Genomic DNA, 15,501 nt, shown 5'->3' with positions numbered 1-15,501 from the left:
TGATGATGTAGTTTCTCCAATGGGAGAGTTGGGATTAACTACATTAACTAGAGGGATGTCTTGTGAGGATTGATTTGGGAAAGATTTTTCAGCGGAAACTACTGGTAAGCTGACACTGGGTGATGAGGTTGTATCTAACTTGTGTTGAATGGGAATTTCTGAGAAATCACTTTTTTCTGTGGTTGAGTTTGATGATACTAATTTATGAGTTTGACTCTGTAAAAAATCCGTTTTTGTAGTTTCGGATTGAGTAGAAATATTTGTGTCTAAATTAGCTAAAGAATTATATGGTTGTAAAACTAATGGTGTTGATTGCGATCGCAGATTTTCTCCAGCAGTTTCTTTAACTGTAATTGCTTGAGCTTTAACAACTGGAAGTTGCTGGTTAATTTGACCAATATCTGATGATGATAAGCTAGAATTTATAGCTTCTGTGGCTTGATTTTTATGGTATTGATTTTGAATATAAATAATAGGGGTTGATTCTGATTTTAAATCAATGGTAGTTGACCAACGCTGCATTTGTTGAGCGAGTAAAGGTAGGCGATGAAAAAGATCGGGCGATCGCTCAATAATATTTCTCCCCATGCGAATATTAATAACCCCCGGTTTTGTCAACAGATTATGAAATCTTTTGACAAGTTGCGGATTAAGATGTCTTTGCCATGTTGGTAAATTAGTAGATGTCATTGTATATTTTTAATTAGTTATATTCCGTCATCCAATGCTGAAATTATTACCATTTTTATTAAGCTTTATAAACTCCCCGATGCACTAACTCTAAACGTTCAAAAGCCACTTGTGAGCTATTACTAGCATTTAATTGTGGTCCTTCCCAAGCTACTGGATAAGCTTTTTTAAAGTTCCATGCAATTAATTTTGATTGCTGACCATCTCGCACCATAATCGTACCGTTAATGAGACGAATTTTACCTCTGGTAGCATCTTCATACCACTTCCATAAATCATCTCTTTCCCCCAGTCCCCGCACCAAAACTAAATTGGGATAAGTCATATATTTGGGGAATTGATGAACACGGTGATGAACACCCCCTTCTACATAACTTTCTAATTCCAGTCTGCTGCTTAATCCTGTAACTTCTGAAAAGCCACCGACTGTTAAACCATCAATTTCTACCATAAAATTGAAAGCCATATAGGGGTCATGGGAGTTCTTATCGGAATTACTGTTGTTTTTTTTTTGCGATTTTGCCATAAATATCCCCCTATTGAGATAACTGATCAATATTTAATTAGTATTACCTGACTGCTGATTAATCTGCTGGTTAATACGCGCTACTTGAGCTACCCACTGTTGTCTTTCCCAGTGTTCCATATTCATTACTTGGTCATAGGACCAATTAAAGTGATAGGAAAGGTAAGCTACCTCCTCTAGAAGACGTTCTGAGGGGTAGCAAACTACTCCCCCACTGGGGAAGTTTCGACTTCAAACTCACCACCGCAATGGGGACAGGAAACCTGAAAGCGTGTATGACCATTTTGATTAATTCGTTGGTAAAAGTCTTGCAGGTAAACCAAATCCCCAGAAAATAATTCTTCAATAATTTTGGTATTGAGTTGGTCTAAAGTTCCTAGCTTAGTAATCACTCGCGCTAGCAGAATAATCACCAGATAACCAGGATTTCTCTGTACCCTGGGGTCGCGCAGAGGGGCGATTTCATCAAAAGCTGTTGACAGTCGCATAGTTCCTTCACGATGAAGGTTTCCTTCTGCATCGATATAACCACGAGGTAGGGTAAAAAGAAATTCAGTCTGGTGCATTTTTCCTCACATTAACCAACGGTGATTCCTTCGTGAACAAATTCTAGTGATTCTATTGCTATTTCGCTAGCGGTAGCATTAAAATCTGGACCGCTCCAATTAGTCGGCCAACAATTTTCTAGGTTCCATCTAATTGTTTCTTCCCCTAAGTCATTAGCGAGAATAATAGAAACGTTTTTGCGCTCGATTTCTTTACCATCTATTAAATCTTTATGCCATTTCCACAGTTCATCATTATCAGTAATCCCTCGTTTGAGGCTGATATTACCAAAGCTATTTAAACCAGGTACTTTTCTTTGTCCCAAACTTTTGTCTGTACCTTCGCGATATTCAATCACGGCTCTAGTGGCGTTCAAACCAGCACATTCTCTAAAACCTGCATGGACGATACCATCCCACTCTACCCAGAAATTATAACCATTAAATGGATCATGGGTATCTTTAACATTAGGCATGATAATTGCTCCTGAAATTACTAAGATTCGACAAATTTAACGCCGCTACTACCGTGAACTAAGGAAATCACAATGAATTCACTGGGAGTAGTAGGCGCGAAACCAATTTCGGTAACTATCCTTCCAGTCTTACGGATTTCTGGCGGGTTGGTTTGTGCGTCACATTTGACATAAAACGCCTCTTCTGTAGTTTCCCCCTGAATTGCTCCCTGTTCCCAAAGAGTTTCTAAGTAAACTGTTAATTCCCGCTCTATCCTTACCCATAAATCTGTATTATTAGGTTCAAATACAGCATCGATTAAGTGACGTTCTACCCACCGCAGAATAGTGATTTTGATGCGGCGAATGTTGATATATTGCCATTCAGGATTTTGACTTAAGGTGCGTGAACCCCAAACTCTAATTCCCCGACTTCTAAAACTGCGAATGCAGTTAACTCCGCCTCCTGCTGCTGAGTTTAATATTTGCCAATCTACATCGGAAAATAAAAGACTTAAATCCAAAACTCCTTCTAATAAATAGTTAGCGGGGGCGCGATAAACTCCGACCTGGGAATCATTACGCGCATAAATTCCCGCAATATGACCACAAGGAGGAATGTTACAGGAGGCGTTTTCTATTTTCAACCAGGGAGTATAGAGCGCACCATTATCACCAATTAATCCTTGTTGTTGTGCTTTCACCACTTTGATATCTTCGCTTTTGGAGATATTGAAAGCATCAAGAATGGCAAAGCGATCGCCCATTGTGTCACAATGCTCCAGTATAGCTTGTTGCATTTCCAGAGCTTCTTCTGGAGAGTTTTGCAGAATATCAGGCGCACATACTAAATCGATGATATCTAGTGCTTCGATGGCCTGTAAGCCCTGTTGCAATTCTGCCAGAGTGTGATTTTTTAAACCCACCACATAACACAGACGACCGCCATTTTCAAAGAATCCCCGTACCGCATGACCTAAATAACTATTAGGTAATGGTTTACCAAAATACTGCACAAACTGAGTCCAGAGTGTGAGCATTTGCGGTACAGGATGATGATTTTCCGGAAAATTATTAACCTCAGCAACCCCCAAGAACACCGGAACACCCGTGAGTAAATCTTGACCTGGTATAGCAGGAATATCCTGTAAATAGACACCAGGGGCGGTTAAATTAAGGTGTGTGGATGTCTGCATAGGTTAATTAAGGGAATAGGTGAATAAGTTATTTTTTCTCTTCCACAAGTTGGCTAATGCGGAAGATCACAAACTCTGCTGGTTCTATGACTGCGACACCAATTTCAGTCACTACTTGACCTAGTTTGCGGGTTTCTGCAGGATTATTTTCTGCATCGCACTTGACAAAGAATGCTTCTTCAGGCGTTAAGCCAAATAATGCACCTTTGCGCCATTCATTGGTCAGGAATGCGGTAATATTGCGGCGAATTTTTGCCCATAGTTCTGGGGTATTGGGTTCAAATACTACCCATTGGGTTCCTTCGTCTATGGACTCACGCAGATAATTAAAGTGACGACGAATATTAATATATTTGAAGTCGGGATTATCTTTTCCTGCGCCTAATGTCCGTGCTCCCCAAATGCGGATGTTACCGTTAAGATTACGAATGCAATTGATACCATCATTATTTAATGGTGCTTGTTTAGCTTTGCTGATATCCTGCTTTAAACCAACTGCGCCTAAAATTGGTTCGTTAGCAGGTGCTTTGTGAACTCCCCTTTTATCATCGACCCGCGCATAAATACCAGCAATGTGTCCACTGGGAGGAACAAATTTCACTTCTTTACTTACGGGGTCGTAAACCTGAATCCAAGGATAATATACAGCTGCATAATCTGAGTTTCCTAGTAGCTTGTCACTACCCGGTTTTAGTTGGTCGGAGTCAACGGGAATATCTTCTTCTGTGTCCAGAATAGCAAAGCGATCGCCTAAATTGCGGCAGTGAATATCAATTTTTGCTAAGGCTGTTTTACTGGTAACACCAGGCGCTGCAACAATGGCAATTTCATCAATGGCTTCAAATTTATCCAAAGCTGCATCTAGGTTTGCTTCTTCTGCTACCCAAGTGACAAAACACCTAGTTCCGCCATTTCTGAAGAAGCCATAAACCGCATGGGCGAGGATACTTTGACCAGAATTAGTGGAAAAATCCCCAAAAAATTTCTTAAATTCACTGAAGTTTGTACACAGTTTGACTTCACTTTCAGCAGTTGGTATAGTTTCTGCTGCAGTATCATCAGTAGCTGCAGCTAGAGTAATGATACCAATAAAACCGGCCGTACTCGTTCCTACACCGACAATCGGCGCTACCCCTGAAGATACTTCTTCAACATAGACACCGGGGGTAAAATAGGTGGGCATGATATCTTTTCCTTTGTTGATAATTGTGATTATCGGACAAATGCAATTGACAATTGAGCAAATCTCAATTGACGGTTAATTGGAAATCTAATGATTTCACTTCCCCTGTTTGCAAATAGATTTGTTTTTGTTGTTTGGGATATCCTTTAGCTGAAACTATGACTGTGATGGGAGTATTACTTGCTTCTATGCCAACAAGTCGATAATTCCATTCTCCCTGTGATTGTTTAATGATTTCAGTAGAGCTAAAAGTGTGGTCTCTACTCCCTTGAATTTCCACTCTAGCCATGCCAATCGCCTCGTTATCATCCGCACTGGTGATTGTGCCTATAAGCGTTGTTGGTTGTAATTTTAACTCTACTATATTAATAGTATCAAATACAGCAAAATTTTCATCCTCCTTAATAATATTTTTATTATTTTTGGCAGTAATCTCAACTTGACATTGACCCTTGGCATAACGCCTGGGATCATCAAATAAAGATGCTTCTAATTGATAGCATCCTGATGGTAAATTTCTGAAATAGAACCAACCCTCAAATATAGTTTTAGTCCTTCCTAGTTGAGATTGTTTATTTTTGGTGTTGTAGGGGAAATAGTCAATAATTTCTTGATACCCTTGAAACTTATCCCGCCTACTCAGGTAATTATTTGCCAATAAAGCCTGGAATAATTGCACCTTATCAGCAGTATGTAACTGAGGATTTCTCAAGTTTTGTCGCAATTCTTGAATTGCTGTAGGTAGGCTTGCTGGGGATGAATCAAGGTCGGTATTCCCTGAGAAACACTGCATTGAGCCTGGTAATCCTAGGAGTTGAGTCTTGAAGATGACGGAGTTAATAAACTCATCAGGAGCGTCAATAATCTTAACCATAGCACCTGAAATTCCTCGCCCTGTGATGGCATCCTTAACTTGTCCAGCTATGATGATTTGATGTTGAAATAGTTGTTGCTTTAGCATTTGTGCCGATGGTAGTTGCAGAACAATTTAAGCATGAGGAATCAGGGCTAAGGTATGGCACAATCAATAATTAGCAGAATTATTAAATTTAAATTTTGTTATTAAATTCTGTTAATTTCCGTGCGTTGATAAAGTACCAGAGGGAATTCTGTTTCTGGTTCTTCCACAGGTACGGAGATTGTTACTGTGTAATTGAGTGCTGCTTTGGGTTTTCCTCCAATTGCTTGCCAAAATTCCCCTAAACTTTGTAAGTAACTAGAACGTAAACCAACTCCTACGGGTAATGGTTCTTGTCCTTTTAAACTACCTTGTAAAATTGCTGCTGGTAAAGTCCGATAACGCAGCAATAATTTCATTACTTCTCCCAAAATGTGATGTTCTTGTTGGGGGTCATCGGAATTAGCCCAAGCAGTAATCAAATAGGAACAATCTATCCTAGCTGGAGAACGTTTTTTTACAGCTGTACCGTTTTGACGACGTTGCACCGACCATTCACTACTGCGCATTTCCAGATTTTCCCGGACATCATACAGAAACAGGTTAATGGCTGGTTTTTGTTTGATAGAACCTTCAAAGGGCATATCAAAACTAATAGCCACGTTGGTTTCAGTTGACCGTTTTAACTCTGGTAATTCGTGAGTTAGTAATTTTTCTAGGGTGCTATCTAAGTCATCTAGCATGAATAAATTCCTATTTGTTTGACTCTATGCACTTAATTTTTGGCAATAAATTCTAGGGTAGAGGTGTCAATTTCTTGGGGTTTGTGATTGTTTTCCCTGTTAGCAATAGCTAATTCTTCTTCTAATACTTGCATTGCCCCACTGATGCGGATTAAAGTTTCCCGCAGGCTGGTTTTTTGTGCTTCTAAATTAGCTAGTGCTTTCTGTCCAGCTTCGTACTCTACTGTTAGTACTTGTAGGCGTTTCTCCAGTTGTTCCTTCATTGCTGTCTCACTTGCTGTTGAAAGGTGTTAATCTTGATCAGAAACCATAGGGAACTTCCAAATCATGAGTACCCATTTCCCGGAAATGAAGTCCACGATTTTGCTTACTCATATCGATTTTGACTTTCAGCAAAGCAGGACGTTCTGGTGTGGGTTTGGGAATTAAATGTGCCGGAATGCGCGCGGCGATATAGCGATTAAATGATTTGCTGTTCCAATGACGGGCAAAGGGATTATCATAGGTTGCCAGAAATCTTTCCATGGTATGACCGTTGACAGTAATGCCATTGTGCATACAACCGTTCCAGTCGTTGTTATGCTCCACCATATACAGCAACTTATCATTGCCTGACCACACATAAGGAACCATCAATTCTAAATTGGTTTTCTGTTGAATGACTGTATATGTATCCCAATTCCAGCTGTCAGAATCTTTGTTATTCCAACTTGTGGCATCACCGCCATTGATTTTCCAATGGTATCCTAGGGCTGCTTGAGTGGCGTGAGACCAAGGATTTTTACTGAATGCCAACCCAGACAACCAGAATTCAGTACCTTGTTTGGAAATCAAGGTGACTTTACCGGCTCTCCCAACGGGAATCGGTAGCCATTGGTGTGTGGTGTCATTCCCATCAGTGAGAGAACCATCAGGACAGTAGCAATTACCGTATCTTCTACCAGCTGCCCACCGTCCTAGGTCTTCTTTATATCCATCTAAAAACTGTACCTTGACTACGTTCCAAGTATCACCACTTACTCTGATCCAGACAGTATTGTATCCATCGGGAATGGTGACCAATGCCCCGGCATCATCTTCTTCTGACCCTCCATAGCAGAGCATTTTACGATCATTCCAGAGGTTGTTAATTGTGTGTCTGGTTTCCCAATCACCAGGTGCTTTTTTGAAGACACCGTGTACAGCGATCGCCCCTGCATCTCTAGCCTCAAAAATATCTTGATAAATTATTGGTTCATTGGGATACATCCGTTGTCGCATCGGGTTTGTAGACTCTAGATGCAAGGCGCGGATGACACCGTTAACATCTAGTTTTCTCCCTGGACTGGTTGTACCAATACCCACATTACCTGTATCGCGTTCAATGGTGATCCTTGTGGCGGTCTGGCCGGCGCGATAGGAGATTAAATTGATCACAGATGAAATATCTTCAGATCCACCGCCTTCGGTTGACCAACCATACAGCCCATCTGGCTGACTGGAGAGGGAAATTGCTGGTTTTTCCTCCGTGGGAGCATTCAAAGCCGCCAGTCGCTCTTTAATTTTGGCTTCTATGTGTTTTTTAACGGCTTTTTCTGAAGGTACTACATCCGTGCGATCGCTATCTGTGGCGATTGTTTCCGATACAGAGCTAATCAGGGATTCCCCTAATTTTAACGACCCGGATACACTCAAGTTACCTTTAATCGCTAAAGATTCCCCATCACTTCTGAGGTTAATTTCTTCACCTTGGCTACCGGGTAACCTCGCCCCAGAATATTGGCGGACACTGTTATCTACTTGCACTTGTCCGTTTTCTACGACGAGTTTAGCTAACAACACCGTTTTAGCGTCTTTGGTTTCAATCGCTTCTAATGTTAAAAGGGGAGTTTCTGCAAAGCGCGTGAAACTATCCGGTATTTCTGGTTGTTGTAATACTTTTGGCTCTTGATGATAGCGCAGACACACCCAACATAGAGAATTTATCTTGATGTTGGTTTTTTCTTCTGCTAATACAATTAGATTACCTTCTCCATCAATGGCTGTACCAGATTTAACAGTAACTGCTGTTTCCCCGGCCATGGCTTCTACTTCTAGACCTTCCACGATCCCCGCTAAATGCAGCTTACTATTGATATAACGTTGGCGATCGCTGAGATATTTATGCGCCAACTCGAAATCTTCATCTAAGAGATATTGTCCAGGAAAATAATTCGGACGTTGTAAAGCAAAATTTGTCCAATCTTGTTGCTGCACCATACAAATTTGGTTCCAGATTTTTCAAATATACCCTTGTCACTAACCCTATAAAACCCTACAAATAAAATAGCCATAGGGTTGATTAAACCACATTGTCAAATTAGGGGATGCCAATCACAATTTACTGCATTTTTCCCATTTCCGTGCCTACAAAATGACTTTGTTCATCGCATTTCTAGACCAATACAAAGGTTTAGCTGGCTCACCTATGGATATTTTTACCCTCCATATATCTCACACACTTGATTGACTTGCACTTGGCGTTTGTTGATGTGGAAAACTATCTTATATTCCTATTCTGCCGAGCTATCCTCTGGATATCTATGACATTAAAAAAATATTAAGATTGTCGCGGATAATACAGGGTATCAGCTTGCTCTATCCTAAATTTCCTTGTTGGATATATAACTTCCTTACTCTATATGATGAGCAGTAAATTTCTATTATGTTCTTAACAATTTTAAATATCTATCTTCAGGTAGAAGACAGAATGCTTATAGATAACAGGAGTTAGGCAAATAGTACGTACGTGAAAAGCTATTAAATGTATCAGAATGGAACCGATAAGAATTTGAAATGAGAAAATTATGGGGAGAACTTGTGGCGCTAAACTAATGTAAAACTACCGTTTAAATTAATGGCAAAAGTTATAATTGTGGGCGCAGGTCCCACAGGTGCTACTCTAGCTGTACTGCTAGTAAAACGCGGTGTTACAGTCACGCTCATAGAAGCTGCGAAAGACTTTGGGCGAGTATTTCGCGGTGAGGGTTTAATGCCTAGTGGCTTAGATGCGATCGCCCAAATGGGATTATTAGAATTAATACAGCAGATTCCCCATCGACCCCTCAAGGCCTGGGAGTTCATTCTTGGGGGTAAACAGTTATTCCGGGTAGAGGAACCCATGGGGTCACAGCAACCCTGTACATTAGTGTCCCAACCTCCCTTACTCCAAGCTTTGATTAGGGAAGCTCAAACCTATGATAACTTTGAATTTATACCGGGTGTGGCTGTCAAAGATTTATGCAGAGATCACCAACGGGTTACCGGTGTTATACTCAGTGATGGAAGACAACTGACTGGTGATTTAGTCATTGGCGCTGATGGTCGTAACTCCATTGTCCGCCAATGTGCGGGACTAAAATTAGTATGTCAGCCGAAAAATATAGATATTCTCTGGTTTAAGTTAGCTGCTAGTGCTGAATTTGCTGCTGATAATGTGTTTCGCACTATTGTTAATGGCGATCGCATATTTAGCATTTTCCATGGTGCTGAGTCCGATAAATTACATTTAGGCTGGGTAATATCCTCCAATGAACCCACAGACTATAAACAGCCATGGGCGGAGGTTTTCGCCTCCCTATCTCCCCCATGGTTAGCAGAACATTTTCGCCAACACAGTGCAAGTATTACATCCCCTATAAAACTATCTGTGGTGGTGGGGAGTTGTCCCCAGTGGCATATACCAGGGTTACTGTTGCTGGGTGATGCGGCTCATCCTATGTCCCCTGTGCGCGCTCAGGGTATCAATGTAGCATTACGTGATGTGATTGTTGCGGCTAATTATTTAGTGCCATTATTACAAGGAAATGCCGATGATAATCAGATTGATCTAATTTTATCACAGATTCAGGCAGAACGCCAGCCGGAAATTATCGGCATCCAGCAACTCCAGTTACAAGAAGCAGCCCAGGGGGAGAAATTGCGCAAGTATGCTCTATTGCGATCGCTCTTGGTGCAAACCCCATTCATAGGTACAATAGTCAAGAAGTTGTGGTTAAGGCGACAAATTCAAATGCGCGACGGAATCACCGAAGTATATTTAAAGGTCTAGTTTTTCCATATCTAATTAAACATGAATAATAAACAGCAACAGGTATTTTTTCAAATCCATCAAGGTTTACCCAGGGAAGGGCCGGGTGATTATCTCTATACTCAAAGTGCTTTTGTCAAGATGGTTGATTTACCGCCACATCCGCAAATTCTAGATATTGGTTGTGGACCAGGTGCGCAAACTGTGGATTTAGCCCATCTGACCAATGGGGAAATTATGGCGATCGATAATCATGATGTTTATGTGGAAGAACTCAAACAAAGGGTAATCAATCAAGGATTATCAAAAAAAATCACTGTAGTCCAAGCTGATATGTTTAATCTTGATTTCCCCCCGGAAACTTTTGATGTTATTTGGGCGGAAGGTTCAATATATATTATTGGATTTGAAACAGGATTAAGGCAATGGCAAGTTTTCCTGAAAAATAAAGGTTATTTAGCAGCTTCAGAATTGACATGGCTGCGACCAGACCCACCAAAAGCATTAAAGGACTTTTGGGATCAGGCCTATCCACCCATGAATGATGTTGCTGGTAATTTAAACATCATCGCCAATACTGGCTATAAAATCATAGATTACTTCGTCTTACCACAGTCAGCCTGGTGGAACTACTATGAACCTTTAGAAAGAAAACTACAGGTTTTACAAAATGAATATTTAGATGATTTGGAGGCTATGGAAGTAATCGAAATGGAAAAAATGGAGATTGAATTTTATCGCCAGTATTCGGAATATTACGGTTACGTGTTTTACGTAATGCAAAATTCTTGACATTTCCACAGGCTTCTATCTGTGGGACTGTGAATATTTGTTGCAAATATGCTGATTTCCCAATCAAACCCCTTGATTATATGCACAATAAAAGCATGGCTTGTAATTAAAAGGCCACAATCCCTAAGTAAAATCAAAGGGAGGCTGGAAATGATTAGTAAAGCATATCTGTTAACTTCCGCAGTGATTTTTGCCTTAGTAGCAATATCACATTTTATCCGACTGGTTAATCACTGGTCAATTGCCATTGGTACAGTTACCTTTCCTTTTTGGGGGTCATGGTTGGCAGTTATCTGTGCATCTGCATTAACTATATGGGCTGTGAGACTAGCAACCAAGTGGAAAACTAGCCCCCAATAAAGCTGTTTTGTCCCAGAATCCCTACCCTAGAGGGGATGTTTTGGCGATAGTTATCCACACCGGAGACAGGGAATTAATTCCCTGTCTGAAAGCTTAAGTCGGTTAAAAACCGACTGGTTTTGTGTTTGGTGATTATGGTGTTTTCCTGTGGGGTGAAGGTTGTTCTAAATCTGTTCCGTGATTTTTGTGGTAAGTTTGGCAATGAATCTTTGTAATAATAACCGCTAGTTCCCTTTCACATTTTCACACATTCGGCAATAGATAATTTAAGGGGAATAAAAATTACCTTAATATGGTCTTCAATTCCACCAATAGCATGAACAATACATTCTAGGGGAATTTATCTAATAGTTTCAGATGAACAATTGTGATCGCATTTAATTTAGAAGTCGAAACAGCAGGGGAACGCCTTGACCGCTATGTGTCCCAAGAATTACCAGAGTTATCCCGTTCTCGCATCCAGCAATTAATTGTCGAGGGTAATGTAAAACTCAATCATCAGGTATGCACAACTAAAAAAATTCCTGTGAAACCAGGCGATCGCATTAGTATAAAAATACCAGAAGTTACCCATCTAGAACTACAAGCCCAAGATATACCCTTGGACATCCTCTATGAAGATGACCAATTACTGATCCTGAATAAACCCGCTGGTTTAGTTGTCCATCCCGCTCCCGGTCATCCTGATGGTACTCTGGTGAATGCTTTGTTAGCACATTGTCCCCATCTCCCTGGAATTGGCGGCGTTCAACGTCCGGGAATTGTCCATCGCTTAGATAAGGATACCACAGGGGCGATCGCGATCGCCAAAACTGACATAGCCTATCATAGCCTGCAAGGACAACTCCAGGCTAAAACTGCACGGCGCTCATATTTAGGTGTAGTTTACGGCGCGCCCAAAACCGCTGATGGTATGATAGACCTCCCCATTGGTCGCCACCCCCAAGATAGAAAGAAAATGGCCGTTGTCCCCATAGAAAAAGGCGGTAGGTCTGCTATCACTCATTGGCAGGTAGCAGAACGCTTGGGTAACTATACATTAATCCATTTTCAGTTAGAAACCGGGCGCACCCATCAAATTCGTGTCCATAGCGCCCAGATAGGTCATCCCATTGTCGGCGACCCTGTTTATGGTTCTGGTCGTTCTCTGGGCGTTAACTTACCCGGTCAAGCACTCCACGCTTGGCGACTCAAGTTACAACATCCAGTTTCTCAGGAGTGGATCTCGTTCACCGCTACCCCCCCGGCGACATTTAATACCTTAGTGCAAATTCTCCGCCGACGAGTAGAGTCCTGAAGTTTTGACACTCTCCCCCCTCCTCAATATTGAGATTTGTAAACTTTTCCGCTGTTTTTTCCCTTGGACAGATGAATTTTAGCCAGTTATGGTAAATTTTCCCAAGTTCAAATTAACAACTCTTAATAAAAACACCATACCCTCGAATTACAGACAAAACGACTAATCTCCTGTATTTACTTGCATTCTGCAATAATTAAGAAAATATAAAATTGATGATTTCTTGGGCTAGGAGGGGGAAATATGAAGTAATGTTGCGAAAAATTTCCCATTTACTCAGTTAGATTGCTTGTATGTAAAGGATTTGAGGGTGTTCTTATTCCCGCATCTTATTTATTCATAATTTGTAACAAATAAAGAATCTATAGCATTGTATAAACATATTCTGAGGGGTGGAAATAACAGACCAAAGTCAAACCAAGCAATGAGTTGATTCAAATTTGCGGGTTTCTCATAAAATTAACCCAGATTCTCATAAATACTTGTTAATCTAGTATTGAGGGAAGAAACAGACAAATCAAAACAAGCAGTTTGCTATCGGGTCTGTTGTCAACCATCCCCAAAGTGATAAAACATTGCCAGTTTTAATCTAGACATCTCAGAACTAAGGAATTAGGAGATTAAAGTCCATGACATTAGACGTATTTACCAAGGTAGTTTCTCAAGCTGACTCCAGAGGCGAGTTTTTGAGCAACGAGCAACTAGACGCTTTAACCAACGTAGTTAAAGAAGGCAACAAGCGTTTAGACGTTGTTAACCGCATCACCAGCAACGCTTCAGCTATTGTGACCAACGCAGCTCGTTCTTTGTTTGAAGAACAACCCCAATTGATTGCTCCTGGTGGTAACGCTTACACCAACCGTCGCATGGCTGCTTGCTTGCGTGACATGGAAATTATCTTGCGTTACGTCACCTACGCAATTTTAGCCGGTGATGCTAGTGTTCTTGATGATCGCTGCTTGAATGGTTTGCGCGAAACCTACCAAGCTCTGGGAACTCCTGGATCTTCTGTGGCTGTTGGCGTGCAAAAGATGAAAGATGCTGCTGTAGCTGTGGCTAACGATCCCAACGGGATCACCAAAGGTGATTGCAGCCAGTTGATCTCTGAAGTAGCTAGCTACTTTGACCGTGCTGCGGCTGCTGTTGCTTAATATCACTGAGAAATTCCAGTACCAAAAAAATTTACGAAATACGAAGGAGATTTTAGAAGATGGTTAAAACACCAATTACCGAAGCGATCGCATCTGCGGATACCCAAGGACGTTTCTTAAGCAACACCGAACTACAAGCAGTTAACGGTCGTTATGTTCGTGCTATTGCTAGCATGGAAGCTGCTCGCGCGTTGACCTCTAACGCCCAAAGCTTGATTGATGGTGCTACCCAAGCTGTATACCAAAAATTCCCCTACACCACCCAAACACCAGGGCCTCAGTTTGCTGCTGACAGCCGTGGTAAGGCTAAGTGCGCTCGTGATGTCGGTCACTACCTACGCATTGTTACTTACAGCTTAGTTGCTGGTGGTACTGGACCCATGGATGAGTTTTTGATTGCTGGCTTGGCTGAAATCAACAGCTCCTTTGATTTGTCCCCCAGCTGGTACGTTGAAGCAATCAAATACATGAAAGCTAATCATGGTTTGAGTGGACAAGCTGCTAACGAAGCTAATACCTACTTTGACTATGCTATCAACGCATTAAGCTAGATAGTCTCTTGCCCGGGGAAGGATGCAATTTCTGGATGGAGTGAGTCACGCTTTGAGGTTAACCAAAAAACCGTTCTGACTCATCTAGCAGTTGGATCTGGCTCCGGGCAAAGTTTTATTGGAAAGCTTTAGTAAACTCGGCACTCGGTAAAAATAGCCGAAATGCAAATCAACAGGTGAAGCAAAATGGCAATTACAGCAGCAGCATCCAGGCTAGGAACAGAGCCTTTTAGTGATGCACCTCGATTAGAACTGCGCCCCAATGCCAGCAAAGATGAAGTTGAAGTTGTAATCCGGGCTGTTTATCGGCAGGTTTTGGGTAACGACTATTTGATGGCGTCGGAACGTCTGGTAAGCGCTGAATCACTCCTGCGAGATGGTAACCTGACAGTGCGGGAGTTTGTCCGCAGCGTTGCCAAGTCAGAACTCTACAAAACTAAGTTTTTTTATCCCAATTTCCAAACCAGGTTAATCGAACTTAACTACAAACATCTCCTGGGTCGCGCCCCCTATGATGAATCAGAGGTGGCTTACCACTTAGATTTGTACCAGAGCCAAGGCTACGACGCGGAAATTGACTCCTACATTGACTCACCAGAGTACCAAAATAACTTCGGTGATCATATTGTCCCATATTATCGTGGGTTTGAAACCCAACCAGGGCAAAAAACAGTAGGCTTTACCCGTCTATTCCGCTTATACCGGGGTTATGCCAACAGCGATCGCGCTCAGGTAGAAGGTGCTAAATCCCGTTTAGCCCAGGATTTAGCTAGCAATAAAGCCTCTTCAATTGTAGGGCCATCAGGCAGCAACGATAACTGGAATTTCCGTGCTGCTTCAGATGTAGCTCCCAAAAAGGCTTTAGGAAATGCAGTGGGTACGGGCGATCGCGTCTACCGCATTGAAGTAACAGCAATCCGTGGCCCTGGTTATCCCAGTATTAGACGGAGCAGTACAGCAATTATCGTACCTTACGAGCGACTTTCTGACAAGATTCAGCAAATCCACCGACAAGGCGGCAAAATTGTCAGCATCACCTCAGCTTAAGGTAGGGTTACTCACATCG

17 protein-coding genes and 1 pseudogene are annotated in these 15,501 nt (G+C 41.6%); 7 read left to right on the top strand and 11 right to left on the bottom strand.

Annotation, left to right across the window (positions count from 1 at the left end; translation table 11 throughout):
• The 11 genes and pseudogenes from NWP22_RS06760 to NWP22_RS06715 all read right to left on the bottom strand — a co-directional run.
• The coding region (locus tag NWP22_RS06760) for a hypothetical protein (protein WP_280801656.1) at positions 1-690 on the bottom strand (690 nt) is incomplete at its 3' end.
• A gap of 58 nt (positions 691-748) precedes the next feature.
• Positions 749-1,216 (bottom strand): phage tail protein, encoded by a 468-nt coding sequence (locus tag NWP22_RS06755; protein WP_280801655.1) that lies wholly within the window; start codon positions 1,214-1,216, stop codon positions 749-751.
• Between the two features lie 33 nt (positions 1,217-1,249).
• Positions 1,250-1,402: pseudogene (locus NWP22_RS18305) on the bottom strand (DUF6760 family protein); the annotation flags it as partial.
• Between the two features lie 17 nt (positions 1,403-1,419).
• Entirely contained in the window at positions 1,420-1,782 is a 363-nt protein-coding gene (locus tag NWP22_RS06750; RefSeq protein WP_271733759.1) for a phage tail assembly protein, read from the bottom strand.
• 11 nt (positions 1,783-1,793) lie between these two features.
• Positions 1,794-2,237: a phage tail protein gene (locus tag NWP22_RS06745; RefSeq protein WP_271733760.1), complete on the bottom strand. Its 444-nt coding sequence runs from the start codon at positions 2,235-2,237 to the stop codon at positions 1,794-1,796.
• A gap of 20 nt (positions 2,238-2,257) precedes the next feature.
• On the bottom strand, positions 2,258-3,412 hold the full coding sequence (locus NWP22_RS06740; RefSeq protein ID WP_271733761.1) for a phage tail sheath family protein: 1,155 nt from the start codon (positions 3,410-3,412) through the stop codon (positions 2,258-2,260).
• A gap of 28 nt (positions 3,413-3,440) precedes the next feature.
• A complete protein-coding gene (locus tag NWP22_RS06735) occupies positions 3,441-4,595 on the bottom strand; it encodes a phage tail sheath family protein (protein ID WP_271733762.1) in 1,155 nt (384 codons plus the stop codon).
• Between the two features lie 64 nt (positions 4,596-4,659).
• The gene (locus tag NWP22_RS06730) at positions 4,660-5,556 is read right to left on the bottom strand and encodes a peptidase associated/transthyretin-like domain-containing protein (protein ID WP_271733763.1); all 897 of its coding nucleotides are present in this window, start codon (positions 5,554-5,556) and stop codon (positions 4,660-4,662) included.
• Between the two features lie 101 nt (positions 5,557-5,657).
• The gene (locus tag NWP22_RS06725) at positions 5,658-6,236 is read right to left on the bottom strand and encodes a Pvc16 family protein (RefSeq protein WP_271733764.1); all 579 of its coding nucleotides are present in this window, start codon (positions 6,234-6,236) and stop codon (positions 5,658-5,660) included.
• A gap of 32 nt (positions 6,237-6,268) precedes the next feature.
• Positions 6,269-6,499, bottom strand: coding sequence for a hypothetical protein (locus NWP22_RS06720; RefSeq protein ID WP_271733765.1), 231 nt, complete (start codon positions 6,497-6,499; stop codon positions 6,269-6,271).
• A 37-nt stretch (positions 6,500-6,536) separates the two neighbouring features.
• Entirely contained in the window at positions 6,537-8,474 is a 1,938-nt protein-coding gene (locus NWP22_RS06715; protein WP_271733766.1) for a hypothetical protein, read from the bottom strand.
• A 637-nt stretch (positions 8,475-9,111) separates the two neighbouring features.
• Here NWP22_RS06715 and NWP22_RS06710 point away from each other — a divergent pair.
• The 7 genes from NWP22_RS06710 (at position 9,112) to NWP22_RS06675 (ending at position 15,482) form a co-directional block, all read left to right on the top strand.
• Positions 9,112-10,305 carry an FAD-dependent monooxygenase gene (locus NWP22_RS06710; RefSeq protein WP_280801654.1) on the top strand — a complete coding sequence of 398 codons (1,194 nt, stop codon included), beginning with the start codon at positions 9,112-9,114 and terminating at the stop codon, positions 10,303-10,305.
• Positions 10,306-10,326: 21 nt separating this feature from the next.
• Complete coding sequence (locus NWP22_RS06705) at positions 10,327-11,076, top strand: class I SAM-dependent methyltransferase (RefSeq protein ID WP_271733768.1); 750 nt, start codon at positions 10,327-10,329, stop codon at positions 11,074-11,076.
• A gap of 150 nt (positions 11,077-11,226) precedes the next feature.
• Positions 11,227-11,436 carry a hypothetical protein gene (locus NWP22_RS06700; RefSeq protein WP_271733769.1) on the top strand — a complete coding sequence of 70 codons (210 nt, stop codon included), beginning with the start codon at positions 11,227-11,229 and terminating at the stop codon, positions 11,434-11,436.
• 367 nt (positions 11,437-11,803) lie between these two features.
• Entirely contained in the window at positions 11,804-12,733 is a 930-nt protein-coding gene (locus NWP22_RS06690; RefSeq protein WP_280801653.1) for an RluA family pseudouridine synthase, read from the top strand.
• A gap of 629 nt (positions 12,734-13,362) precedes the next feature.
• Positions 13,363-13,884 (top strand): C-phycocyanin subunit beta, encoded by a 522-nt coding sequence (locus tag NWP22_RS06685; RefSeq protein WP_271733772.1) that lies wholly within the window; start codon positions 13,363-13,365, stop codon positions 13,882-13,884.
• A 59-nt stretch (positions 13,885-13,943) separates the two neighbouring features.
• Positions 13,944-14,435 carry a C-phycocyanin subunit alpha gene (gene cpcA, locus NWP22_RS06680; protein ID WP_271733773.1) on the top strand — a complete coding sequence of 164 codons (492 nt, stop codon included), beginning with the start codon at positions 13,944-13,946 and terminating at the stop codon, positions 14,433-14,435.
• Positions 14,436-14,621: 186 nt separating this feature from the next.
• Positions 14,622-15,482, top strand: coding sequence for a phycobilisome linker polypeptide (locus NWP22_RS06675; protein WP_271733774.1), 861 nt, complete (start codon positions 14,622-14,624; stop codon positions 15,480-15,482).
• Positions 15,483-15,501 lie beyond the last annotated feature (19 nt).

Origin of the sequence: Anabaenopsis tanganyikae CS-531, assembly GCF_029891675.1 — a bacterium.
GTDB lineage: Bacteria > Cyanobacteriota > Cyanobacteriia > Cyanobacteriales > Nostocaceae > Anabaenopsis > Anabaenopsis arnoldii.
Note: the sequence above shows the minus strand (reverse complement) of the source record. Positions and strands in the feature narration are given on the sequence as shown.